At 67.6% G+C, this 22,214-nt stretch carries 23 protein-coding genes; 15 read left to right on the top strand and 8 right to left on the bottom strand.

From position 1 onward, the window contains the following. Positions 1-21 precede the first annotated feature (21 nt). The 4 genes from ACSQ9A_RS10165 (at position 22) to ACSQ9A_RS10150 (ending at position 4,384) form a co-directional block, all read left to right on the top strand. On the top strand, positions 22-726 hold the full coding sequence (locus tag ACSQ9A_RS10165; RefSeq protein WP_436303559.1) for a GntR family transcriptional regulator: 705 nt from the start codon (positions 22-24) through the stop codon (positions 724-726). Continuing rightward, complete coding sequence (locus ACSQ9A_RS10160; RefSeq protein WP_093102504.1) at positions 723-1,628, top strand: phytanoyl-CoA dioxygenase family protein; 906 nt, start codon at positions 723-725, stop codon at positions 1,626-1,628. Before ACSQ9A_RS10165 ends, ACSQ9A_RS10160 begins: the two co-directional genes overlap by 4 nt. A gap of 117 nt (positions 1,629-1,745) precedes the next feature. After that, positions 1,746-3,104, top strand: coding sequence for an NAD(P)H-dependent oxidoreductase (locus ACSQ9A_RS10155; RefSeq protein ID WP_436303558.1), 1,359 nt, complete (start codon positions 1,746-1,748; stop codon positions 3,102-3,104). Beyond that, positions 3,104-4,384, top strand: coding sequence for an amidase (locus ACSQ9A_RS10150; RefSeq protein ID WP_436303557.1), 1,281 nt, complete (start codon positions 3,104-3,106; stop codon positions 4,382-4,384). Before ACSQ9A_RS10155 ends, ACSQ9A_RS10150 begins: the two co-directional genes overlap by 1 nt. Before the next feature lies 1 nt (position 4,385). On the opposite strand, the gene ACSQ9A_RS10145 is transcribed toward ACSQ9A_RS10150, so the two are convergent. Next, the gene (locus ACSQ9A_RS10145) at positions 4,386-6,320 is read right to left on the bottom strand and encodes a PhoX family protein (protein ID WP_436303556.1); all 1,935 of its coding nucleotides are present in this window, start codon (positions 6,318-6,320) and stop codon (positions 4,386-4,388) included. Between the two features lie 169 nt (positions 6,321-6,489). Between ACSQ9A_RS10145 and ACSQ9A_RS10140 the strand changes: the two genes are divergently transcribed. From ACSQ9A_RS10140 to ACSQ9A_RS10100, 9 genes are all read left to right on the top strand, one after another. Beyond that, a complete protein-coding gene (locus ACSQ9A_RS10140; RefSeq protein ID WP_436303555.1) occupies positions 6,490-7,740 on the top strand; it encodes an MFS transporter in 1,251 nt (416 codons plus the stop codon). Positions 7,741-7,775: 35 nt separating this feature from the next. Next, positions 7,776-8,132: a YciI family protein gene (locus ACSQ9A_RS10135; protein WP_436303554.1), complete on the top strand. Its 357-nt coding sequence runs from the start codon at positions 7,776-7,778 to the stop codon at positions 8,130-8,132. Further along, the gene (locus ACSQ9A_RS10130) at positions 8,129-9,373 is read left to right on the top strand and encodes an RNA polymerase sigma factor (protein WP_436303553.1); all 1,245 of its coding nucleotides are present in this window, start codon (positions 8,129-8,131) and stop codon (positions 9,371-9,373) included. The genes ACSQ9A_RS10135 and ACSQ9A_RS10130 overlap by 4 nt, the downstream gene beginning before the upstream one ends. 25 nt (positions 9,374-9,398) lie before the next feature. After that, positions 9,399-11,933 carry an ABC transporter permease gene (locus ACSQ9A_RS10125; protein ID WP_436303552.1) on the top strand — a complete coding sequence of 845 codons (2,535 nt, stop codon included), beginning with the start codon at positions 9,399-9,401 and terminating at the stop codon, positions 11,931-11,933. 114 nt (positions 11,934-12,047) lie between these two features. After that, entirely contained in the window at positions 12,048-12,296 is a 249-nt protein-coding gene (locus ACSQ9A_RS10120; protein ID WP_093102490.1) for a DUF3297 family protein, read from the top strand. 36 nt (positions 12,297-12,332) lie between these two features. Then, positions 12,333-12,797: a GNAT family N-acetyltransferase gene (locus tag ACSQ9A_RS10115; protein WP_436306279.1), complete on the top strand. Its 465-nt coding sequence runs from the start codon at positions 12,333-12,335 to the stop codon at positions 12,795-12,797. A 54-nt stretch (positions 12,798-12,851) separates the two neighbouring features. Then, positions 12,852-13,601 carry an AAA family ATPase gene (locus ACSQ9A_RS10110; protein ID WP_093102684.1) on the top strand — a complete coding sequence of 250 codons (750 nt, stop codon included), beginning with the start codon at positions 12,852-12,854 and terminating at the stop codon, positions 13,599-13,601. Between the two features lie 278 nt (positions 13,602-13,879). Beyond that, positions 13,880-14,650, top strand: a complete 771-nt coding sequence (locus ACSQ9A_RS10105; protein WP_436306278.1) for a CPBP family intramembrane glutamic endopeptidase — start codon at positions 13,880-13,882, stop codon at positions 14,648-14,650. A gap of 102 nt (positions 14,651-14,752) precedes the next feature. Next, positions 14,753-15,793, top strand: a complete 1,041-nt coding sequence (locus ACSQ9A_RS10100) for a MerR family transcriptional regulator (protein ID WP_436303551.1) — start codon at positions 14,753-14,755, stop codon at positions 15,791-15,793. Positions 15,794-15,819: 26 nt separating this feature from the next. Here ACSQ9A_RS10100 and ACSQ9A_RS10095 read toward each other — a convergent pair whose 3' ends face one another. Together ACSQ9A_RS10095 and ACSQ9A_RS10090 are read right to left on the bottom strand one after the other, a co-directional pair. Beyond that, entirely contained in the window at positions 15,820-16,032 is a 213-nt protein-coding gene (locus tag ACSQ9A_RS10095) for a tautomerase family protein (protein ID WP_093102484.1), read from the bottom strand. A 13-nt stretch (positions 16,033-16,045) separates the two neighbouring features. After that, positions 16,046-16,786: an SDR family NAD(P)-dependent oxidoreductase gene (locus ACSQ9A_RS10090; protein WP_093102482.1), complete on the bottom strand. Its 741-nt coding sequence runs from the start codon at positions 16,784-16,786 to the stop codon at positions 16,046-16,048. Positions 16,787-16,920: 134 nt separating this feature from the next. Between ACSQ9A_RS10090 and ACSQ9A_RS10085 the strand changes: the two genes are divergently transcribed. Then, complete coding sequence (locus tag ACSQ9A_RS10085) at positions 16,921-17,841, top strand: LysR family transcriptional regulator (protein ID WP_093102480.1); 921 nt, start codon at positions 16,921-16,923, stop codon at positions 17,839-17,841. Between the two features lie 60 nt (positions 17,842-17,901). Here ACSQ9A_RS10085 and ACSQ9A_RS10080 read toward each other — a convergent pair whose 3' ends face one another. Continuing rightward, on the bottom strand, positions 17,902-18,099 hold the full coding sequence (locus tag ACSQ9A_RS10080) for a hypothetical protein (RefSeq protein ID WP_436303550.1): 198 nt from the start codon (positions 18,097-18,099) through the stop codon (positions 17,902-17,904). A gap of 1 nt (position 18,100) precedes the next feature. Continuing rightward, on the bottom strand, positions 18,101-18,370 hold the full coding sequence (locus tag ACSQ9A_RS10075) for an FkbM family methyltransferase (protein ID WP_436303549.1): 270 nt from the start codon (positions 18,368-18,370) through the stop codon (positions 18,101-18,103). Here ACSQ9A_RS10075 and ACSQ9A_RS10070 point away from each other — a divergent pair. Continuing rightward, the gene (locus ACSQ9A_RS10070; RefSeq protein ID WP_436303547.1) at positions 18,369-18,509 is read left to right on the top strand and encodes a DUF2182 domain-containing protein; all 141 of its coding nucleotides are present in this window, start codon (positions 18,369-18,371) and stop codon (positions 18,507-18,509) included. The genes ACSQ9A_RS10075 and ACSQ9A_RS10070 overlap by 2 nt on opposite strands. Before the next feature lie 19 nt (positions 18,510-18,528). Here the strand turns inward: ACSQ9A_RS10070 and ACSQ9A_RS10065 are convergent, their stop codons facing one another. The 3 genes from ACSQ9A_RS10065 to istA form a co-directional block, all read right to left on the bottom strand. Then, a complete protein-coding gene (locus ACSQ9A_RS10065) occupies positions 18,529-19,542 on the bottom strand; it encodes an alpha/beta fold hydrolase (RefSeq protein WP_436303545.1) in 1,014 nt (337 codons plus the stop codon). Positions 19,543-19,752: 210 nt separating this feature from the next. Continuing rightward, a complete protein-coding gene (istB, locus tag ACSQ9A_RS10060) occupies positions 19,753-20,517 on the bottom strand; it encodes an IS21-like element helper ATPase IstB (RefSeq protein ID WP_436303544.1) in 765 nt (254 codons plus the stop codon). Beyond that, positions 20,514-22,121 carry an IS21 family transposase gene (istA, locus tag ACSQ9A_RS10055; RefSeq protein ID WP_436303543.1) on the bottom strand — a complete coding sequence of 536 codons (1,608 nt, stop codon included), beginning with the start codon at positions 22,119-22,121 and terminating at the stop codon, positions 20,514-20,516. The genes istB and istA overlap by 4 nt, the downstream gene beginning before the upstream one ends. Between the last annotated feature and the right edge of the window lie 93 nt (positions 22,122-22,214).

The following is a 22,214-nucleotide window of genomic DNA, read 5'->3' as shown; positions in this document are numbered from 1 at the left end:
GAGTTCAGAACGACCCCACCGATGCCCGCCCAGCCCGCCCAGCTCGTCCAGATCGCCGCCGCCCCCGACCTCGTCGACCAGGTCTACCGCGCGTTGCTCGACGCCATCAGCGGCGGTTCGCTGGCGCCCGGCGAGCGCATCACGCAGGAAGACCTGGCCAGGCGCCTGGCCGTCTCGCGCCAGCCGGTGCTGCAGGCGCTGCGCCTCTTGAAGAAAGACGGCTTCGTGCTCGACGCGCCGGGCCGCGGCCTCTTGGTCGCGCCGCTCGATGCCGAATGGACCGCCAAGGTCTACCAGGTGCGCGGCGCGCTCGACGTGCTGGCGGCGCGGCTCGCGGCCGAGCAGCGCTTCAAGGTCGATCCCAAGCTGATCGAGCGCGGCCGCCGTGCCGCGCGCGGCCGCAGCGTCGAAGCCATGATCGATGCCGACATGGCTTTTCACCATGCCATCTACGTCGCATCCGGTAACCCGCTGATCGCGCAAAGCGCCGACCAGCACTGGCGCCACCTGCGCCGTGCCATGGGCGCGGTGCTGCAGTCCGTGCCGCAGCGCGAGTCGCTGTGGGACGAGCACGAGGCGATCGCCCGCGCCATCGCGGCCGGCGATGCCGATACCGCCGCACGCCTCAGCGAGGAGCACGGCGCGCAGGCCAGCCGAACCCTCGGCATGCGGCTGGCCGAACGTCTTTCCGCCCACACCCCCACCCAAGCAGGAGATACCGCATGAGACTCAGCCCCGAGCAGCGCGCGCAGTTCGAGCGCGACGGCTACCTCTTCTTCCCCGGCCACTTCTCTGCCGAAGAGACCAAGGTGCTCACGGACGCTGTGCCCGAGCTCTACAGCCGGCGCGAGGCCTTCAACGTGCGCGAGAAAGGCTCGGACGCCGTGCGCACCAATTTCGCCGCGCACCTGATCAGCGAGCCCTTCGCGCGCCTTGCGCGCCATCCGCGCATGGTGGGCCCGGTGAGCGATCTGTTCGAGGAACAGGTCTACATGCACCAGTTCAAGATCAACGGCAAGATGGCCTTCGAGGGCGACGTCTGGCAATGGCACCAGGACTACGGCACCTGGCTCAACGACGACCTGATGCCCACCGAGCGCGCGATGAACGTCGCGATCTTTCTCGACGACGTGAACGAGCACAACGGCCCGCTGATGTTCATTCCCGGCAGCCATGTGAAGGGCGTGGTCGAAGCCAAGCACGATCTCACGACGACGAGCTATCCGTTGTGGACGGTCGACAACGACCTGATCCGCCAGTTGGTGGATCGCGCGGGTGGCAAAGGGCACTACGACGCGGCGGGCCGCCACGTCGGGGGTGGCATCGTCTCGCCCAAGGGCCCCGCCGGCTCGATGATCCTGTTCCACAGCTGCCTCGTGCATGCCTCGGGCAGCAACCTCTCGCCCTTCGACCGCGTGGCCGTGTACCTGAGCCTATGCGCGGTCAGCAACCACATCCGGCGCTTCAAGCGGCCCGAGTACATCGCGCACCGCGACTTCACGCCGATCGAGATGCTGCCGGACGACTGCCTGCTGAAGCCCTACCCGGTCGAGGTGCCGTGGAAGAACGGCCTGCCCGAGAGCGCGCTGCGCACTTCACTGGATGAACTGGAATTCGCCGCCGCCTGAACACCACCATCCGTTCGGGCTGAGCTCGGCCTGCCCTGAGCCGGTCGAAGGATCGAAGCCGCTGTCGATCGACGCAGCACTTCGACAAGCTCAGTGCGAACGGTTACTAGGAAGCACATGAGCCTTTACACCCGACTCCAACAACGCGCGGCCGACGGCAAGCCGGTGCGCATCGGCCTGATCGGCGCCGGCAAGTTCGGCTCGATGTACCTGGCGCAGATTCCGCGCACGCCCGGCGTACAGCTGGTCGCCATCGCCGACCTCTCGCCCGCCGCGGCGCGCGCCAACCTCGAACGCGTCGGCTGGAAGCCCGAGCGCGCGGCCGCCCGCTCGGTGCAGGAAGCGCTGCAAACCGGCAGCACCTGGATCACCGAAGACTGGCAGGCCGTAACGCGCGAGCCTTCGATCGACATCGTGGTCGAGTGCACCGGCAATCCGGTGGCCGCGGTCGACCACTGCCTCGATGCCTTCGCGCACGGCAAGCACGTGGTCAACGTCACGGTCGAGGCCGATGCCTTCTGTGGCCCGCTGCTGGCGCGCCGCGCACAGCAGGCGGGCGTGGTGTATTCGCTCGCCTTCGGCGATCAGCCGGCGCTGATCTGCGACCTGGTCGACTGGGCCCGCACCTGCGGCTTTCCCGTGGTGGCCGCGGGGCGCGGCCACAAGTGGCTGCCGCACTTCAGTGAATCGACGCCCGAGACCGTGTGGGGCAACTACGGTCTCACGCCCGAGCAGGCGCTGCGCGGCGGGCTCAACCCGAAGATGTTCAACAGCTTCCTCGACGGTTCCAAGCCTTCGATCGAAAGCGCTGCGGTGGCCAACGCCACCGGCCTCGGCGTGCCCTCCGACGGCCTGCTCTATCCGCCGGCAAGCGTGGAAGACATTCCCTTCGTCACGCGGCCGAAGAACGAAGGCGGCGTGCTCGAACGCAAGGGCATGGTCGAAGTGGTGTCCTCGCTCGAGGCCGACGGCCGCAAGATCCCCTACGACATCCGCATGGGCGTGTGGGTCACGGTCGAGGCCGAGACCGAGTACATCAAGAACTGCTTCGAGGAATACAACGCGCATACCGATCCGAGCGGGCGCTACTTCACGCTCTACAAGCGCTGGCACCTGATCGGGCTGGAGGTCGGCGTCTCGGTCGCGAGCGTGGCGCTGCGCGGCGAGGCGACCGGCGTCGCCAGCTGCTGGAACGCCGACGTGGTGGCCACCGCCAAGCGCGACCTCGCGGCGGGCGAGACGCTCGACGGCGAAGGCGGCTACACCGTGTGGGGCAAGCTGCTGCCGGCCGAACGCTCGATGCGCATCGGCGGCCTGCCGCTGGGCCTCGCGCAAAACATCAAGCTGGTGCGCCCGGTGAAGAAGGGTCAGAGCCTCTGCTGGGCCGACGTCGCGATGGACACCACGACCCACGCCTACAAGATCCGCCACGAGATGGAGTCGATGTTCGCGCCGGCGCAAGCCAAGGCCGCCTGATGGGGTTGACCGCAGTCGCCCTGCGCCAGGCCATGGCCGCAGGCACGATGACGGCCGAAGCAGCAGCCCGCGCCGCCCTCGAGCGCATCGCCGAACGCGAGCCGCTGATCCATGCCTGGCAGCACCTCGACACCGAGGGCGCCATCGCCGCAGCCCGCGCGCTGGACGCGCGCGGCCGGCCCGGTCTGCTGGGCGGCGTGCCGATCGGCGTCAAGGATCTCATCGCCACCGCCGATATGCCCACGCGCTACGGCTCGCCGATCTACGAGGGCTTCCGCCCCGCGGCCGATGCCGCCTGCGTGGCGCTCGCACGCGCGGCCGGCGCGCTCGTGATGGGCAAGACCGTGACCACCGAGTTCGCCTACTTCTCGCCCGGACCCACGGCCAACCCGCACAACCCGGCCCATACGCCCGGCGGCTCGTCCAGCGGCTCGGCCGCCGCGGTGGCCGACGGCATGGTGCCGATCGCCTTCGGCACGCAGACGGCGGGATCGCTGATTCGCCCCGCCTCCTTCTGCGGCGTGTTCGCGCTCAAGCCGAGCTTCGGCGCGCTGAGCCTCGAAGGCATCAAGCCCTTCTCGCCCTCGCTGGACACCCTAGGCTGGCTGGCGCGCAGTGCCGACGACCTGGAGCTGATGCGCGGTGCGATGAACGGGATGGCCTTCGCGCCGCTGCCAACGCCTGCGCCGCGCGCGCTGCGCCTCGGTGTTTGCCGCACGCACGAATGGCCGGCCATCGATGCCGGCGGCGCCGCGGCCTTCGAGCAGGCGCTGAAGCTGGCCGGTGCGGCCGGCGTCACGCTGGGCGACATCGTCCTGCCCAGCGCATTGGCCGGGCTGGCGGAGGCGCAGAAAACCGTGATGGCCTTCGAGGCCGCGCGCCAGCTCGACACCGAATGGCGCCGGCACCCTGAACAGCTCAGCGCGGCACTCAGCGCATTGCTGCAAGGCGGCCGCGACTGCACCGACGAGACCTACGCACAGGCGCTGGCGCAAGCCACCATCGCCCGCCGCCTGCTACCCGAGCTGATGCGCGATGTCGATGCACTGCTGGTGCCCGCCGCACCCGGCGAGGCACCGGCGGGCCTGGCCGCCACCGGCGACCCGGTCTTCAACCGCATCTGGACCCTGCTCGGCGCGCCCTGCGTCGCCGTGCCCGGCCTGCTGGGGCCGCAAGGCTTGCCGATCGGCATGCAGCTGGTCGGCCATGCGCAGCGCGAGCGCGAGCTGCTGGCCGTGGCCGGCAGCCTGCACCGCGTCCTGACACAACCAGCCGGCTGACTCAGGTACCGATCACGCCGCCGTCGTTCTTGGTGATGACGACCGTCGCCGAGCGCGGCCGGCCGGCGCTGTCGGGCCACTTCGACACGGCCAGCGGACGCTCCGGATCGCTGCGCTCGTTGGCAGGCTCGCCCGGATGCTGGATGTTGATGAACAACGTCTTGAGATCGGGCGTGGCCGTGAGCCCGGTGACTTCACAGCCCGACGGGCCGACCAGGAAGCGGCGGATCTCGCCCTTGGTGGGATCGCAGGCCAGCATCTGGTTGTTGGACAGGCTGCTGTAGTCGCCCTTGCCCAGCGTCGAGGTCGACGCATCGGTCTGGATCCACAGCACGCCGCGCGCATCGACCATCAGGCCGTCGGGGCTGCCGAAGGTGTCGCCCTTGACGTTGCCCTGCGCTTCCGAGCGGCCCTGCTTCGGGTCGCCGGCCAGCACCAGGTGGTTCCAGGCGAACTTGGTGGCATCGAGATCGCCGCCTTCCTTCCAGCGGATGATCTGGCCCATGGTGTTGTTGGAACGCGGGTTGGCCGCGTCCATGAAGGGCTGGCCGGCGGCGCCGCGGTTGCTGTTGTTGGTCAGCGTGCAGTAGACCTCCTTGGTGATCGGGTCCACCGTGGTCCATTCGGGCCGGTCCATCTTGGTGGCGCCCAGCGCGTCGCTGGCCTGGCGCGACTTGATCAGCACGTCGCCCTGGTTGGCGAAGCCCTTGTCCGACGAGAGCGGCCCCTGGCCCTGCACCAGCGGCAGCCATTCGCCGGTACCGTCGACGTCGAAGCGCGCGACGTACAACGTGCCGTGGTCCAGCAGCTCGCGGTTGGCCGCGAAGCCGCCGGGCTTGACGCGGTCGCGGCTGACGAACTTGTAGATGTATTCGAAGCGCGAGTCCTCGCCCATGTAGACCACCGCGCGGCCGTCGGCCGTCAGCGCTGTGGCCGCGCCTTCGTGCGCGGCGCGGCCGAGCGCGCTGCGCTTGACGGGCGTGGAGCTCGGGTCCTGCGGATCGATCTCGACCACCCAGCCGTAGCGGTTGGATTCGTTCGGATGCCGCGCGACGTTGAAGCGCTCTTCGTGCTCGTGCCAGCGGTACTTGGAACCGTTGCCTTTGCGGATGCCCCAGCGGCGCTGGTGCGCGTCGGGATTGTCGACGCCCTCGAAGTAGTCGGCGAAGTTCTCTTCGCAGGTCAGATTGGTGCCCCAGGGCGTCTGGCCGTTGGCGCAGTTGTTGTAGGTGCCCAGCACGCGCGTGCCGCTCGGGTCGGCGGCGGTTCTGAGCATCGGGTGGCCGGCGGCCGGGCCGGTGATGGTCATCGGCGTCAGGGCGGTGATGCGGCGCGCGAACTTTGAAGGCATCACCTGCTTCCACGCGCTGCCCTCGCGCTGGATCTCGATCACCGAGACGCCGTGCGCGTGCATGGATTTGCGCACCTTCTCTGCCGTCCAGGTCTTCATGCCGTCGGCGTGCAGCAGGCCGTCGTCCACGTACTCGTGGTTCATCACCAGCAGGCCGCGCTGCGAGGAGCCCTCGACGGGGAAGAAGGCCATGCCGTCGTGGTGCATGCCGGCCTGCAGCGCCTGCTCGGCTGCGCTGTTCGAGCCGTCGGGCTTGAAGGCCGGCATCTGGCCGGCGATCCCCACCGGGTCGCCCCAGCGGTACAGCACCTGCGCGGTGTAGCCCTCGGGCACCGCGACGCGATCGATGGCAGCCATCGGCACGCTCTTGAAGCCGATGCCGCGGCCGAGGGCAGCCGGGTTGCCGGCGCCGCCGGTCGCGGCGCAGCCGGCCAGCGTGCCGAGCGCGAACGGTGCGAACAAGCCGCTGGCTGCTGCCGCCAGGCCGCCGCGCACGAAGATGCGGCGTGCCGGGTCGGAGACCTCGTGAATAGTGGGATTGGCACTCCGGTTGGAGTCCTCCATGCGGTCGAAGTCTTTGGCCATTGTTTTGCTGTGGTGTGGGTAACCGGCCGATGCTCCGCGCTTCGCATGAAAACTCTGTGACGAGCGCAGGGCGCGAGGGCTTCGGAGGCTCGCATTCACAGGTCCGCATACGGCCAGCGTCGAAGCGGCCTCCGGTCGATGATCGCGACTTCATTCTTGCAAAAAGCGCATGGATCCGAAACTCCCCCGCCCCTTCGTCAAGCTGGCCTGGTCCAACCTGGCAGCCCAGTCGGCCGAGCAGCTGAGCCTGGCCGCCGTGCCGCTGGTGGCGGTGCTCGCGCTCGGCGCCGGCCCGGGCGAGATCGGCATGCTGGCCACGGTGCAGACCCTGCCCTTCCTGCTGCTGTCGATCCCCCTGGGCCTGATCGCCGACAGGACCTCGCGGCAGCGCCTGATGCTGTGGGCGGAAGCGCTGCGGGCGCTGGCCTTGCTGGGCCTGCTCGCGGTCGTGGCGACGGCCCGCCCGTCGATCGAATGGCTGGCGCTCCTCGGCTTCATTGGCGCCGTCGGCACCGTGAGCTTCAACATCGCGGCGCCGGCGTTGGTGCCGGCGCTCGTCCCGCGCGAAGCGCTGGCCCGCGCCAACGGGCGGCTCGAACTCGCGCGCAGCGCCGCCTTCGCCGCCGGGCCGGCGCTGGCCGGCGCGCTGGTGGCGTGGCTCGGCGGGCCTGCGGCTTTCGTGCTGGCCGCGATGTTGTCGGTATCGGCCGTCGTGCTGCTGCTGCGCATTGCCGAGCCGCAGCGCACACGCCCGAGTGCACGCCATCCGCTGCTCGAACTGCAGGATGGAGCGCGCCTCGTGTGGCGGCACGAGCTGCTGCGGCCCATCCTGCTGACGGCCGCGGCATGGAACACCTCTTGGTTCGTGCTCCAGGCTGCCTACGTGTCCTATGCGGTGCGCACGCTGGGACTGGGCGCCGGCGCGGTCGGCCTGAGCCTGGGCATCTGCGGCGCCGGCATGGTGACCGGCGCGCTGCTGGCTTCGCGCATGGTCGGCGCGATGCCGCTGGGCCGGGCGATCCAGTTCGGGCCTGTGTCTTCGGTGCTCGCGGCGCTGCTGATGACGGCCACGCTGGTGGTGCCCAGCGGCGCGCTCGCGGCGATCTCGCTGTTCCTGTTCGGCGTGGGGCCGATCGTCTGGGTCATCACATCCACCACCTTGCGGCAGACGGTGACACCCAACGCGATGCTGGGCCGCGTCTCGGCCGTGTTCCTCACGGCCAATGCCGGCGCCCGTCCGGTCGGCGCGGCCCTGGGCGGCATCGTCGGCGCGACGTGGGGCGAGCCGGCCTGCCTGCTGCTGGCCCTGGCGGGCTTCGTGCTGCAGGCCTGGCTGATCCTTCGCTCGCCGGTTCGGGCACTGCGGCAATTGCCGGCACCGGCTGTCGAAATGCCCGCTTGCCAGCCGTCATTGGGTTGAGCGATCCTGCTCGATGTTCCTTTTCGGAGTTCCCCATGCAATACATGCTGTTGTTCTATCAACCCCAATCCGAGTTCGACCAGCGCGACGACGCCGCCGCGCAGGCCCACCGCGCCAGCTGGATGGACTATGTGGGCGCGGTGCGCCAGTCGGGCATCGTGCAGAACGGCCACGGCCTGCATCCGCCGATGACCGGCACCACGCTGCGCGTGCGCGGCGACAAGCGGCAAGTGCAGGACGGCCCCTTTGCCGACACCAAGGAACAGCTCGGCGGCTACTTCGTGATCGAGGTGCCGGACCTTGACGCCGCGCTCGAGTGGGCCGCGCGCGCGCCCTGTGCCACCACGGGCGGCGTCGAGGTGCGCCCGGTATTCACCGCACCCGAGATGTGACGGGGTCTGCTGCAATCCACGCAGCGCACGAGGCCGCCGAGAAGGCCGCGCGCCAGTCCTACGGCCGGCTGGTCGCGATCCTCTCGGCGCGCACGCGCGACATCGCTGCGTCGGAAGATGCGCTGGCCGATGCCTTCGCGCGCGCGCTCGAGCGCTGGCCGCAGGAAGGCATTCCCGATCAGCCCGAGGCCTGGCTGCTCAGCGTGGCGCGCAACCGCACGCTCGATGCATGGCGCCACAGCCGCGTGCAGGACGATGCCACGCAGACCCTGCTTCTGCTGGCCGACGAGTTCACGGCCGACACGGCCGGCGGCGAGGCCGTGCCGGACGAGCGGCTGCGCCTCCTTTTTGTGTGCGCGCACCCGGCGATCGATGCTGCGGCGCGCGCGCCGCTGATGCTGCAGACCGTGCTCGGGCTCGACGCGGCGCGCATGGCGGGCGCCTTCCTGGTCGCGCCGTCCGCGCTCGGCCAGCGCCTGGTGCGCGCCAAGGCGCGCATTCGCGCGGCCGGAATTCCTTTCGAATTTCCGCAAACCCGCGATCTTCCGCAGCGGCTGCAGGATGTGCTCGATGGCATCTACGCGGCTTACGGCACCGGCTGGGACGACGTCGATGGCGCCGACGCTGCGCAACGCGGCCTCACCGGCGAAGCCATCGACCTGTGCCGCATCCTGTGCGGCCTGATGCCCGATGAGCCCGAGCCGCTGGGTCTGCTGGCCCTGATGCTGTTCTGCGAGAGCCGTGCCGCCGCGCGGCGCGGCGCAGCCGGCGACTACGTGCCGCTCGACGTGCAGGACACCGCGCGCTGGAACCATGCGATGCGCGCGCAGGCCGAACAGGCGCTGCAGCATGCAGCGGGCATGAAGTCGCTCGGCGCCTACCAGATGGAGGCCGCGATCCAGTCGGCCCACTGCGCGCGCCGGCTGGGTGCGCAGGTTCCGCCCGATGCGCTGGTCGCGCTCTATGACGGGCTGCTCGCATGGCGCCCGAGCATCGGGGCCCGCGTGAGCCGCGCCTGCGCGGTGGCGATCGCCGAAGGATCGGCCGCGGGCCTGCAGGCGCTCGATGCCATGGCCATCGCAGAAGTCGCGAGCTATCAGCCCTACTGGGCCGCGCGCGCCCACCTGCTCGGCGGCACCGGCGAGCCCGCCGCAGCCCGCGAGGCCTATGCGCGCGCGGCCGGCCTCAGCACCAGCCCGGCGGTGCGCGCCTACCTGGCCGTGCAAGCCGAACGGCTTTGAGCGAGCGCGCAGAATCGCCAGCTCCATGCGAGCGCTTCTTCGTACCTTCTCCTGGCAGGAACTGCGCCACCATCCATGGCGCAATGCCGCCGCGGTGCTGGCAGTGATGCTCGGCGTGGCGCTGGCCTTCTCGGTGCAGCTCATCAACGCATCGGCGCTCGACGAGTTCGCGAGCGCCGTGCGCTCGGTCAACGGCCAGCCGGACCTGGAACTGCGCGCCGCGCAAGGCGGCTTCGACGAGGCCGTGTTCGCGCGCGTGGCGCAGCATCCGCAGGTGACGCTCGCCAGCCCGGTGCTGGAATCGCAGGCGGTGGCGCTCGTCGCGGGCAGCGAGCGCCGCATCGCGCTGCGCGTGATCGGCGTCGATGCACTGGTGCTGCCCACGATCGCGCCCGCGCTGATGCCGCAGCCGGCGAAGGACGCCGACCGCTTTGCGCTGTTCGCGCCGGACACGCTGTTCCTCAATGCCGCCGCGCGCACCGCGCTGGGCGAAGCCGCCGCCATGGTGCAGCTGCGCATCGGCACGCAGCAACACGCACTGCGCGTGGCCGGCCAGGTGGCGGCCGGCGGCAGCGCGCTGGCGGTGATGGACATCGGCGCGGCGCAGGATCTCTTCGGCCGCGGAGGGCAGCTCACGCGCATCGACCTGCGGCTCGCGCCCGGCATCGACCGCGCGGCCTTCATCCGTTCGCTGCAGGAGTCGCCGAGCTGGCCCGCAAGCATCCAAATCGCCGAACCGGGCGATGCGGCCGAGCGCGTGAGCAATCTCTCGCGCGCCTACCGCGTGAACCTCACGGTGCTCGCGCTGGTGGCCTTGTTCACTGGCGCCTTCCTGGTGTTCTCGGTGTTGGCCTTGAGCGTCGCCAAGCGCGCGCAACAGTTCGCACTGCTCGGCGTGCTGGGCCTCACGCCGCGCGAGCGGCTGCGGCTGGTGCTCGCCGAATCGCTGGTGCTGGGCCTCTTCGGCAGCGTCGCCGGCATCGCGCTCGGCACCGCGCTCGCCGCCGTCGCGCTGCGGGTGCTGGGCGGCGATCTTGGCGGCGGCTACTTCGACGGCGTTGCGCCGACCCTGCGCTGGAGCTCGGGCGCGGCGCTGCTTTATGGCGGCCTCGGCGTACTCGCCGCGGGGGTCGGCGGCTGGTGGCCCGCGCGTGCGGCCCAGGCGCTGCCCGAAGCGCAGACGCTCAAGGGCGTGGGCGCCGCGCCCGCGAAGGGCGGCGCGTACAAGCTGGCCCTGCTGCTGATCGCGGCCGGTGCGGCGCTGGCAACGGCGCCGGCGGTTTTCGGCATCCCGATCGCGGCGTATCTCTCGGTGGGCTTCCTGCTGGTCGGCGGCATCGCCGCCCTGCCCTGGCTGATTGCCTTGCTCTACGGCCGGCTCGCACCGCTCGCCGCGCACCGCGTGTTGCCGATGCTCGCGATCGAGCGCGCGCGGCGCATGCGCGGCACGGCGGCGGTGGCCGTCAGCGGCGTGGTCGCGAGCCTGAGCCTCGCGGTCGCGCTCACCGTGATGGTCGCGAGCTTTCGCGAGTCGGTGACGCGCTGGCTCGACGTGGTGCTGCCGGCCGATCTCTATGTGCGCAGCGCCACCGGCGGCAGCTCGAGCCAAAGCGAGCAGGCCGCCTTCACGCCGGCCTTCGTGCAGGCGCTCGCGCAACTGCCCGGCGTGGCGCGCACCGGCACGCTGCGCACGCGGGCTCTGCTGCTCGATCCGGCGCGGCCGGCTGTCACGCTGATCTCGCGCAGCCTGGACGATGAGGCGTCGCGTTCGCTGCCGCTCCTGGGTGCAGCACTTCCGGTACCCGCGGGCCGGGTGGGCATCTACGTGAGCGAGGCGATGGTCGAGCTCTACGGCGCGAAGCCGGGCACGGAGTTCGAAGCGCTCACCAAGGCCTTCGGCGGCGGCAAGCGCTTCTTCGTCGCCGGCGTGTGGCGCGACTACGTGCGGCAGTTCGGCGCTATCACCATGGATGCGCGCGACTTCGAGCGCCTGACCGGCGACCGCAGCGTGAGCGACATCTCGCTGTGGCTTGCGCCGGGTGCGTCGGAAGCGCAGGTGCAGCAAGCGGTGCGCGAGGCCGCCGCCGCCGAGCCGATCGAGATCGCCTCCGTCGGCCAGCTGCGCGCGACCTCGCTGCGCATCTTCGACCGCAGCTTCGCCGTCACCTACTGGCTGCAGGCGGTGGCAATCGGCATCGGCCTGTTCGGCATCGCGGCCAGCTTCAGCGCGCAGGTGCTGGCGCGGCGCAAGGAGTTCGGGCTGCTCGCGCATCTGGGCTTCACGCGCACCCAGGTGCTCGCGGTGGTGGCCGGCGAAGGTGCGGCCTGGACCGCCATCGGCGCCCTCGCCGGCCTGGCGCTCGGGCTCGCGGTGTCGGTGGTGCTGGTGCACGTGGTCAATCCGCAGAGCTTCCACTGGACCATGGACCTGCTGGTGCCGTGGGCGCGCCTGGCCGCGCTGTGCGCCGCCGTGGTGGTGGCCGGCACCGTCACCGCCTGGCTGGCTGGGCGCGCGGCGGCCGCGCGCGATGCGGTGCTGGCGGTCAAGGAAGACTGGTGAGGGCATGGCGCCGGCGGTGCGGCCAAACGCGGCCATATCATCACGCACCGTCATCGGTCTTCGTCTCGCCGTGAAGTCGGCTGCGGGCCGGTGTCGAACGAGGAACCCACATCCATGACCGAAGCCACGCCAACCCCACCTCTTCCCGATCATCTATCCATCGATCCGCGCAGCCCCCATCACGTCGCTGCCGTCTTCGAGCACGACATCGGCATCCGATTCAACGACAAGGAGCGCGCCGATGTGGAGGAGTACTGCATCAGCGAAGGCTGGATCAAGGTGCCCGCAGGCAAGACGCTGGATCGCAAGGGCAAACCGCTGCTGATCAAGCTGAAGGGCAAGGTCGAGGCGTTCTACCGATAGAGCGAACATCGGCAGTCATGGCACGATTCGATGACGATGATTGAGATCAAAGCTGCCGAGCTGCCGCGCGACCTGGACACGGTGCGCGTCCTCTTTCGCGAGTACGCCGAAAGCTTGGGCATCGACCTGGAATTCCAGGGCTTCGAAGCTGAAGTGGCCGCATTGCCCGGCAAGTACGAGCCGCCTGCCGGCCGCATATTGCTTGCGTGGAGAGGTACGGACGCGCTCGGGTGCATCGCGCTTCGCCCCATCGACGCCAGCACGGGCGAGATGAAGCGCCTTTACGTCCGGCCCCAGGCACGCGGCGAGCAGCTCGGGCGACGACTCGCGGAACGCGTCTGTCAGGAGGCGCGTGAAGCAGGGTACGCCCGCATCTGTCTCGATACGCTGCCCACAATGGGCGCCGCTCAAGGCCTCTACCAGTCGCTAGGGTTCAGATCGATCGGGCCCTACGTCTTCAACCCGATTCCAGGCACCAAGTTTCTGGCGCTGGATCTGTAGGGCGGTCTCGCTCGACGCAAGGCAGTTTCCCCTACGCTCGCGCGCTTGGATTTCATGATCTCAACCCAGTACGTCAGTCGCGTCGCCCTGCTGCGCAACAAGGTCGAGTCGTTCGAGCGGTACCCGTTCTGCCTGCCGGCGATTCGCTCCTTCGAACACATCGACCTTCATCCGAAGGTCACGTTCTTCGTGGGGGAGAACGGGTCCGGCAAGTCGACGCTCCTCGAAGCCATTGCAGTCTCGCTGGGCTTCAATGCCGAGGGCGGCAGCAAGAACTTCCGCTTCGGAACCCGGCAATCGCATTCGGAGCTGCACGAATACCTTCGCGTTGCCAAGGGCATCAAACGGCCTCGCGACGGGTTCTTCCTGCGGGCAGAAAGCTTCTTCAACGTCGCCACCGAGATCGAGAATCTCGATGCCGAGCCCTCGTTCGGACCACCTGCCATCGACTCCTACGGCGGCCGCTCGTTGCATGAACAGTCACATGGCGAATCCTTCATGGCGCTCATGATGGAACGCTTCGGCGGGCAAGGCATCTACATCCTCGACGAACCGGAGGCCGCTCTCTCGCCCCAACGGCAGCTTGCCGTGTTGTCGCGCATGCATGACCTCGTCCTGGACGCGTCCCAGTTCATCATCGCGACTCACTCGCCGATCCTCATGGCCTATCCCGATGCATGCATCTATCAATGCAGCAAGGAAGGAGTTGCGAAGGTTGCCTATGAGGACACCGAGCATTTCCAGGTCACCCGCGACTTCCTCGCCAACCCGGAGCGCATGCTTCGCATTCTTTTGGAACGTTAGCTCATCGAAGCTGTTGAGACAGAGTCAGGGGACGGCCAATATGCGCGCCTCAGGGTGAGCGAAACACTTCGTATCATCTCTGCCTCCTGGGTAAGCCCCGGGTCAAGCAACAACAGGAAGCGCATCGAGATGAAGTTTTGGGGTTCCGGCATCGAGCTGGCTTTACTTGCGTCGAGAAATGGCAATGTGCCTGCTGCCGCTCGGCATCTCACGAGTACCGCCTGATGCGAAATAGGTTGGAGCCATTTCCGACGGCCTACCAAGCATTTCTCTTGTACGTGGCGCTGGTGCTTTGCGAGGTCGCTGTCTCATCTGCGCTTCGCGACGCCAATGGAATGCTTGGGCTATCGCTGGAGCAGCACCAGGCCTTGACGGTGCTCCTTGGCAACGGGTGTGTCTTCGCCCTCGTGATGCACTTCCGGAACATCACCTATCGCAGCTTGTTTCACGACTCTCCGTCGTCGGCGAAGGCGACGCTGGCGCTGATAGTCCCGCCGGTGCTGCTGCTCGTGCCCGCGCTGCTGCTGTTCATGGGATACGTGCAGGAACTCCTGGTTCGCATTGCGCCGCTTTCTGCTTGGGAAGAGCAGTTCTTTCAACGCGTTGGCACCAACGACATCGCCACGGTGCTGGCGGTTTGCGTGCTTGCGCCGGTGCTTGAAGAGATGCTTTTTCGGGGAATCGTGCTGAGAGGCTTTCTCGAACGGTACTCGCGCTCAACGGCAATCTTCGGATCGGCCGTGCTCTTCGGGGCCGTTCATCTGAACATGTACCAGTTCCTGGTCGGTCTCGTCGCTGGAACAATTCTGGGCTGGCTCTATGAGCGGACCCGGTCTCTCATCCCGTGCATCGCGCTTCATGGCGCGTACAACAGTGGAACCATCGTGCTGACTGGCTTGGCGCAAAGCACGAACGGCGAGCTGTCCATTGAAGCTGTTCTTTCGATGTGGACCGCGTCTCTGGCGGCCGCCGCTTGTGGTGCTATTGCGTTGCGGCGCATGCTCACGAATCGCAGTGGCCAGCAATTGCCCGAGCAGCGCAGCCCTTAGGCGCAAGCCCTGCACGCGTCAGACCTGGCCCGTCAGGCCAACTGTTGACCCGACCCCAGGGGCACCCTTTAAAAAGGGAAGATCGATCGAAAGGAACGTTTCATGCGATCTCCCGCCCAGTATCTGAGTCCGTCCGAAGCCGCGAGGCGGCTCGGCGTTTCGGCCAAGGCTCTACGGCTCTATGAGCAGCGCGGCCTGGTGGACCCCGGCCGAACCACGGCGGGATGGCGCGCCTATGGTCAAGAGGAGATGACTCGCGCTGCCGAAATCGTCGCTCTTCGCGCGCTCGGCTTCAGTCTTGCCCAAGTGGGACGGGTGCTGGAAGGCAATTCCCAAGGCCTGGAGCAAACATTGGCCGCTCACCAAACAGCGCTGGAAGCGCAACTTCGTCAACTTGCACACACTGTCGAGAAGGTCCGTGGCTTGCGAAGCAACGTTGCGCAAGGTCAGACTCCGACCATTGGCGAACTGGCGGGCTTGCTGGCGCCCGTCTCGGAGGTCCGCGTCGCATTCGACCTGCCGTGGCCTTGGGGTGGGGAGCGATTCGAACTTCGCGAAATCCGGCCTCTGAACTACATCATCGGTCCGCTCGGCAGCGGCAAGACCCGACTGGCGCAATGCCTCGCCAAAGCGCTGCCCAACGCCGCCTTGCTTGGCCTGGAGAGACTTGCAGATGGCGGTGCAGCAGCAAAATCACGGCTGAACGGCGCGCCCCATTTGAGGTCTCGGCTCGATCGGGCCCTGGCCTGGCTTGTAGAGGATGGCGCTACGCCGTCGGATGCCTTGGTTGCATTGCTCGCTGGGCTAGAAGCAGACGGGCCGGATGCCCTGGTCGTGGACATGATCGAACAAGGGTTAGACCAAGCCACCCAAGAGGCTCTGATTGCCCGGCTGCGCCGCCGTGGATCCGGCGCGCGGCCGATCTTCATGCTCACTCGCTCCTGCGCAATCCTCGACTTGTCTGCTGTCGGTCCGGACGAAGCAATCATCCTCTGCCCCGCGAACCACAGTCCACCGACTCAGGTCGCCCCATATCCCGGCGCTCCAGGCTATGAGGCTGTCGCCACCTGTCTGGCTTCGCCTGAAGTACGGGCCAGAACAGCAGGGCTTATCGCGTGGCGACAACCGACCCGCAATCGCTGAACCTGGGCATCTTCTTTCCGACGCCGCTATTTTGCTTTCGCCTCTTCGCGGCGCCGCGCGGTCACGGATCGACCCCCATGACCCCAGTTGTCGGTGTCGATTTCGTCGATCACGACGAAGGTCAGTTCCGGCGGCTTCTTCAGCACCTGCTCCAGCAGGTCGGTCACACCGGCGATGAGCTGCTCCTTGTGCTCTGCGGTCACGCCTTCGCGAGTCACTTGAATGTTGACGTAGGGCATGGCTGGCCTCCCCTCACCACTTGCCTGTGCTCATGCCGCCATCCACCGGCAGGACGACGCCCGTGGTGAAGGATGCATCGCTCAGGTACAGGACCGCGTCCACGATGTCCGCCGGCGCGCCGATCCGGCCTGCCGGCTGCAGCGTGTTCAGGAAGGCGTGCATGTCCGGCGTGTAGAGCGGCGTGTCGATGATCCCGGGTGCGACGGCATTTACCTGGATGTTGTGCGGCGCGAGTTCGAGCGCCAGCGCCCGGGTCGCGTCGTTGAGACCGCCCTTGACCAGGACCGGCAGCAGCGCGGGCACGCTGGCATTCGGCTGCAAGGCGAGGCTGGCCGTGATGTTGACGATATGGCCCTGCTTGCGCGGCGTCATGTGGCGCACCGCTTCCTGCGAGACGTAGAAGAAGCCCTTGAGGTTGGTGCCGACCAGCGCATCGACATCCGCGGCCGTGTACTCGGCGAAGGCTTTCGGGGTGAAGATGCCCGCGTTGTTGACCAGCACGTCGACATGGCCGAAACGTGCGACCGCTTCGGCAAAGATCCGCTTGGCAGTCGCCGGATCGGCGACGTCCCCGGCAACCGCGAGGAACTGGTCTGGAAAGTCCTGCGCGAGATCAGCGGCCTGCAGGCGCTCGAGCGTGCGCGCGTTCCCGACGACGTTGTCGCCGCGGCGCAGGAAGGCTCGCGCGATGGCAAGGCCGATGCCGCTGGAGGCACCTGTGACGATCACGGTTTGAGGCGAGCGTTGGGTCATTTCGTTTCTCCTGGTAAGGGCGTCCACTGCTTGAGGCGGCACCTGGGTTTGAAAACATGGGTCAATGGTATTGATGCACCTGGGGTGAATAAAGACATAGACTGTCACTTCATTAGTTACTCGATGGAACAAGCATGAGCCGCCAATTCGACGATCTGATGCTCGGCAGCCTGGAACTGTTCTGTCTCGCCGCCGAGTTGGAAAGCTTCACCGCCGCGGCCCTGGCCGCCGGCCTCGGCCCCGCCGCCGTGAGCCGCTCGATTGCACGGCTCGAGGCACGCCTGGGTGTTCGCCTGTTCGTGCGCACCACCCGCCAGATTCATCTGACCGACGGGGGCCGCGCCTACTACGAACAGTGCCGCCAGGCGCTGAGCCTGATGCGCGATGCTGAGAGCCAGCTCACCGGCGAGCAGCAGGCCCCGGCTGGCGTGCTGCGTCTCAGCATCGCCTCACCTTATGGCCACTACCGCGTGCTGCCGTTGCTGCCGCGCTTTAGCGAGCGCTTTCCAAAGGTGCGGATCGAGCTTCACCTGAGCAACCGCAATATCGACTTCACCGGCGAAGGCTTCGACCTCGCGATTCGGGGACGCGCGCCGCCGGACTCCGGCCTCATCGCGCGCAAGCTCGAAGACGCCGAGTTGGTGCTGGTGGCCGCGCCCTCCTACCTGGCTCGCGCGGGCAGGCCGGATTCGCTCGAGGCGCTGGCGGCGCACGAGTGCATCCAGTTCGTGCTGCCCAGCACCGGACAACCGGTGCCCTGGCTCTTCAGGCGCGACGGACAGGACATCGAACTCGAGACGCCGCCCAGCTACCGCTGCGCCGACGACTACATGGGCATGGTGACCTTGGCGCGCCATGGCGCCGGGCTCTTGCAGACCTACCGCTACATCGTGCAGGAGGACCTGCGCCGTGGCGGCCTCCAGGAGCTGCTGCCCGAAGCCGGAGGCCGCTCTCGCCCCTTCTCGCTGATCTATCCCGATCGCCGTCACACGCCGCTGCGGGTCCGGGCCTTCATCGACTTTCTGATCGCTGAATTGCGACTCCCTACGCCCTGAACACCGAGAAGTTCTTCCGTATCTCCGTCAGCAGCCGGCGGCGGCCACACTGGTGAGGGGCTAGGCAGGCACTGCCTTCTTGGCAATCAGCATCTCGTAGAAGGCCGGCTCCAATTCCGTCCGCTTCTTGACGACAAGCCTGAAGCCCATGAGCAGCGAACAAAGGAAGAACCAGAGCTTGCCGACGCGCCCTCCCCGTTGCGTCGAAAGAACCCTGTCGACGAAGTAGACCTCCGTGTAGCCGTTCTCCTTGAGCAACTCAATCGCCTCCGACTTGCCGTCCTTGAACGCACTGAAGTGCTGTTTCGAATACAACGACGGGCGAGCACTTGCGCAGGATTCCTTCCATGCCCTTGATGGCCTGCGCTTCGTGCCCCTGGACATCGATCTTGACCAGGCGGATGTTCTTCACTTCCTGGAAATAGTCGTCCAGCTTCCAGCACCTCACCTGGATGGTGCTGTCGCTCAGCGGGGCGTCGACGATGCGGGAGTACCCGACGTTCACGGTCTCCAGACGCGGCGGGGTCATGAACCTCGCCTGGGTCGCCGCGCTTTCGATCGCCGTCGCGCTCGAGAAATTGCTGCCTCGCGGGGACCGTCTGGCTGCAGCGCTCGGCATGGTGCTGATCCCCCTGGGTGGCATCAAACTGATGGCAGGCTCTGGCTAGGAAATCGCCGGCGCCTGCCTCAGCCGCGCGCAGACGCGAGCGCCCAGACGGCATCGGCAAAGGCCTGCGGCGCCTCCTGCGGCACGTTGTGGCCCGCGTTCACGATCCGGTGCGATCGCGGGCCCGTGAACTTCGAGGCATAGGCCTTGCCGTCGGTGGCCGGCACGACGCCGTCGGAGTCGCCGTCCATGGTGATGGTGGGAACGCTGATCGAAGGCAGCGCGGCAAGCCGCTTCTCCAGCTCGGCGTACTGCGGAAAGCCATCCGCGAGGCTCAGGCGCCAGCGGTAGTTGTGGATCACGATCTGCACGTAGTCCGGGTTGTCGAAGGACGCGGCGGTGCGTTCGAAGGTGGCGTCGTCGTACTTCCACTTCGGCGAGTTCGTCGTCCACAGGATGCGTGCGATGTCGCGCCGGTTCGCCTCGAGGCCCGCACGGCCGCGCTCGGTGGCGAAGTAGTACTGGTACCACCAGCCGTGCTCCGCCTTCGCCGGCAGGGGCAGCTTGTTGCCCGGAAGGTTGGTCATGATGTAGCCGTTGACCGAAAGAAGCCCGAGGCAGCGCTCCGGCCAGAGCGCCGAGATGATGCAGGCCGTGCGCGCGCCCCAGTCGTAGCCGACCATCACGGCACGGTCGATCTTCAAGGCATCCAGCAATGCGATCTGGTCCAGTGCCACGGCGGCTTGCTGGGCGGAGCGCGGGTTCGCGCTGTCGAGGAAGCGGGTGCTGCCGTGTCCGCGCAGGTGCGGCACGATCACGCGGCACCCGCGCGCGGCCAGCAGGGGCGCAACATCGACATAGCTGTGGATGTCATAGGGATAGCCGTGCAGCAGCAGCACCGGGATGCCGTCGGCAGGCCCGGTTTCGTAATAGCCGACATCCAGCTCGCCGGCCCGGATCTGCCTGATCGGTTCGAGCTTCGGCAGCTTGGTCGCTGCGTTGGCGACACCCATGAATGCCAGTTCTGCAGCTGCGACGCTCGCGACGGCACTCCCCAGAAAAATGCGGCGTTGACGATTGATTGCTTCGGGCATGTGCGTTCCTTTGAATGCAGTGATTGGCGATGGCTCCATTGGATTCGCGACATGTATGCGTGATGTGTCACGCCGAGTGCGATCTTGTATGTGCGCGTACCTCGGCGCCTGTAGATACACAGGCATACAAGAGTCGATGCAAACCCCCGATGGCCACCCCAAACTGCTCCACTTATGGCCGGTCAAACTGCTCCAGGCAGGACGGTCGGATTATGACGATTCGGGTGTGATGGCGATGCGCGCGGCGGCCTCCTTCAGACGGTAGCTCTTGCCCTCGAACTCCAGCATTGCGCAGCGGTGCATGAGCCGGTCCAGGATGGTGGTGGCCATGGTGGCGTCGGCGAGGTACTTGCCCCAGTCCTGCACCACCCGGTTGGAGGTGATGACGATGGCGCGGCGCAGCTTGTAGCGCTGGTGCACGATGGCCTGCAGCAGTTCGGCGCTCACGTCGGCAATGCGCCGGGCCAGGAACATGTCATCAAGGACCAACAGGTCTGGCTCGATCCAGCCCTTGAGCTGTTCGGCCTGTTCCGCCGTGCTGGCCAGCCCGTAGCGGGCGAACTCGGAGTCGGCCTCCACGTAGCGCACGTCATAGCCCTGCAACGTGGCCTGGTAGGCCACCGCCTTGGCCACGTGGCTCTTTCCGGTGCCGGGCTTGCCGACGATCAATGCGTTGGCCCCCTCGCCGATGAACTTCAGGGTGTGCAGCTCGAAGCAGGCGTTGCGCGGCAGCTTGGGATTGAAGCGCCAGTCGAAGTCCGCCAGCGTCAGGCGCTCGGCCAGGCCTGAGCGCTTGAAGCGGCGCTCCATCAATCGTGAGCGGCGCCGGTCGAGCTCGTCTTGCAGCATGGCGGCCAACGTCTCCAGGAAGGGCTGCTGGGCGGCCTGGGCCTGCATCACGCGGGTGGACAGGGTGTCGGCGATGCCGGACAGGCGCAGCTCGCGCAGGGCGCGTTCGATCTCGGTCATGTTCATGGCTGGGCGATCTCAGTGGGGTGGGAGGTTGTGCCGCCCGAGGTGGCGGTGGCGGCGTGGGCGAACAGATCGCCGTATTCGTCGGCGCTGCGAATGAGCTCGTGCTGCTGGGTGAGCGTTGACGCCGACTGTGTCGGCGTGCCGGCCTGCAGGGCGGCCAGCGCGTCGGCCACCAGCCGCTCGGTGAGTGCCTTGACGTGGCGGTAGCTGTGTACGCCTTGCTCCATGGCGGCAGCGCAGGCCGCGTCGATGAAGTGATTGGGGTAGCGCTTGGCCAGATTGACGATGCCCCAGAGCTTGCGCTGGCCCACGCGCCCCTCGATGGCGAACAGCATCTGGCACAGCCGAGAGGCCTGCGGCCCGATGGCTCGGGCCTGGGCCAGGATGAAGCGCGTCTCGCGAGAGGGGTTGAACACCCGCTCGGCCATGGGCAACACCACGGTGCCGGGGCGATCAACCCGGGCGTGGGTGCGCAGCAAGGCCTGGGTGCGCAGCTCGCGGATCTCGATGCGCCGCTCGAACAGCCGCACCAGCACCTTGGTGCCAATCGGGGCCGGGCGCGCGGCGTAGCTGCTGTGGTCGATGCGCACGCAGCTGTCGTCGCAGACCGTGCGCTGCACCTCGGTGAAGTACTGCATGCGCGTGGCTGGCAGCGGCTGCAGGTGGGCGCGCTCCTCCTCGAACATGGCCTGCACCTGACGCCGCTCGGCGCCGTGGATGCGCGAGGCGGCCCACTTGGACTCCCAGTGTTCCAGGAAGGCGTTCTGCTCTTCGATGGTCTCGAAGCGCCGCCCCTTGAGCGCGGTGGACTGGGTATGTTGGATCGCGTTCTCGACCGTCCCCTTGCGATTCGGATCCCGGACCCGAGCCGGGTCGGCCACCACCTCGTAGTGGGCCAGTGTGGCGGCGTAGACCGGATTGAGCGCAGGCTCGTACAGGTCGGGCTTCAAGACGCCCTCCTTCAAATTGTCCAGCACGACGTAGTGGGTCGACCCGCCAAAGTAGGCCCAGGCCTGCTCGTGCAACTCAGCCCAGACTTGCTGGCTGGACTTCCAGATCACGCGGCGGAAGCTGCGCCGCGAGTAGCGCAGCGTGGCCACGAACAGGCGGGGTTTGCGCCAGCGCTCGGTGCTCGGCACCCGGGTGGGGGCGCCTTCACCGTAGTCGACCTGCATCTCCTCGCCGGGCGCAAAGCTCAGACGATCGAACTGCTCGGGCTCCTTGTGGCGAAGCTGGGCGCAGAAGCGCTTGACGGAGTTGTAGGCGCCGTCAAAGCCATGTTGGTCGACCAGGTCCTGGTAGATGGCCGTGGCGTTGCGGCCCAGGCGCAACTGGGCGTCGATGAAAGCGCGGTGGGGTTCGCACTTGGAGGTGGCCAGCGGCGGCGCTACCGACCTGGAAGTCGGTGGCCAGGGTGGAGCAGTTTGACCACCGGAGTCGGTGGCCACCCCGGGGCAGTTTGCCGGATCGGCGGCGAAGCGCTGCTGATACGCCCGGATGGTGTGGCGCGAGATGCCGGTGATTCGCGCGATCTCGCGCTGGGTGGCGCCGCCCTTGAGCAGCGTCCAGATGGTGGTTTGCAGATGTGGCTTCAAGACGTTCACTCCGTTGTTCCCCTCGCTCAGAGGGGGTGGAAAGTAACGTCCTGCCTGTCGAGCTTCGCGGCGCCCGACGCACCGTGTTCAATGCGTCAGATC

It is taken from the genome of Variovorax sp. LjRoot290, from assembly GCF_964253985.1.
Lineage (GTDB): Bacteria > Pseudomonadota > Gammaproteobacteria > Burkholderiales > Burkholderiaceae_C > Variovorax.
This window is presented reverse-complemented; position numbering and strand designations above follow the sequence as displayed.

What these genes read in the sequence shown, in the direction of transcription:
- ACSQ9A_RS10165 (WP_436303559.1), top strand. Translation starts at nt 22, where the DNA reads ATGCCCGCCCAGCCCGCCCAGCTCGTCCAGATCGCCGCCGCCCCCGAC.
- ACSQ9A_RS10160 (WP_093102504.1), top strand. Translation starts at nt 723, where the DNA reads ATGAGACTCAGCCCCGAGCAGCGCGCGCAGTTCGAGCGCGACGGCTAC.
- ACSQ9A_RS10155 (WP_436303558.1), top strand. Translation starts at nt 1,746, where the DNA reads ATGAGCCTTTACACCCGACTCCAACAACGCGCGGCCGACGGCAAGCCG.
- ACSQ9A_RS10150 (WP_436303557.1), top strand. Translation starts at nt 3,104, where the DNA reads ATGGGGTTGACCGCAGTCGCCCTGCGCCAGGCCATGGCCGCAGGCACG.
- ACSQ9A_RS10145 (WP_436303556.1), bottom strand. Translation starts at nt 6,320, where the DNA reads ATGGCCAAAGACTTCGACCGCATGGAGGACTCCAACCGGAGTGCCAAT.
- ACSQ9A_RS10140 (WP_436303555.1), top strand. Translation starts at nt 6,490, where the DNA reads ATGGATCCGAAACTCCCCCGCCCCTTCGTCAAGCTGGCCTGGTCCAAC.
- ACSQ9A_RS10135 (WP_436303554.1), top strand. Translation starts at nt 7,776, where the DNA reads ATGCAATACATGCTGTTGTTCTATCAACCCCAATCCGAGTTCGACCAG.
- ACSQ9A_RS10125 (WP_436303552.1), top strand. Translation starts at nt 9,399, where the DNA reads ATGCGAGCGCTTCTTCGTACCTTCTCCTGGCAGGAACTGCGCCACCAT.
- ACSQ9A_RS10120 (WP_093102490.1), top strand. Translation starts at nt 12,048, where the DNA reads ATGACCGAAGCCACGCCAACCCCACCTCTTCCCGATCATCTATCCATC.
- ACSQ9A_RS10115 (WP_436306279.1), top strand. Translation starts at nt 12,333, where the DNA reads ATGATTGAGATCAAAGCTGCCGAGCTGCCGCGCGACCTGGACACGGTG.
- ACSQ9A_RS10110 (WP_093102684.1), top strand. Translation starts at nt 12,852, where the DNA reads ATGATCTCAACCCAGTACGTCAGTCGCGTCGCCCTGCTGCGCAACAAG.
- ACSQ9A_RS10100 (WP_436303551.1), top strand. Translation starts at nt 14,753, where the DNA reads ATGCGATCTCCCGCCCAGTATCTGAGTCCGTCCGAAGCCGCGAGGCGG.
- ACSQ9A_RS10095 (WP_093102484.1), bottom strand. Translation starts at nt 16,032, where the DNA reads ATGCCCTACGTCAACATTCAAGTGACTCGCGAAGGCGTGACCGCAGAG.
- ACSQ9A_RS10090 (WP_093102482.1), bottom strand. Translation starts at nt 16,786, where the DNA reads ATGACCCAACGCTCGCCTCAAACCGTGATCGTCACAGGTGCCTCCAGC.
- ACSQ9A_RS10085 (WP_093102480.1), top strand. Translation starts at nt 16,921, where the DNA reads ATGAGCCGCCAATTCGACGATCTGATGCTCGGCAGCCTGGAACTGTTC.
- ACSQ9A_RS10070 (WP_436303547.1), top strand. Translation starts at nt 18,369, where the DNA reads ATGAACCTCGCCTGGGTCGCCGCGCTTTCGATCGCCGTCGCGCTCGAG.
- ACSQ9A_RS10075 (WP_436303549.1), bottom strand. Translation starts at nt 18,370, where the DNA reads ATGACCCCGCCGCGTCTGGAGACCGTGAACGTCGGGTACTCCCGCATC.
- ACSQ9A_RS10065 (WP_436303545.1), bottom strand. Translation starts at nt 19,542, where the DNA reads ATGCCCGAAGCAATCAATCGTCAACGCCGCATTTTTCTGGGGAGTGCC.
- istB (WP_436303544.1), bottom strand. Translation starts at nt 20,517, where the DNA reads ATGAACATGACCGAGATCGAACGCGCCCTGCGCGAGCTGCGCCTGTCC.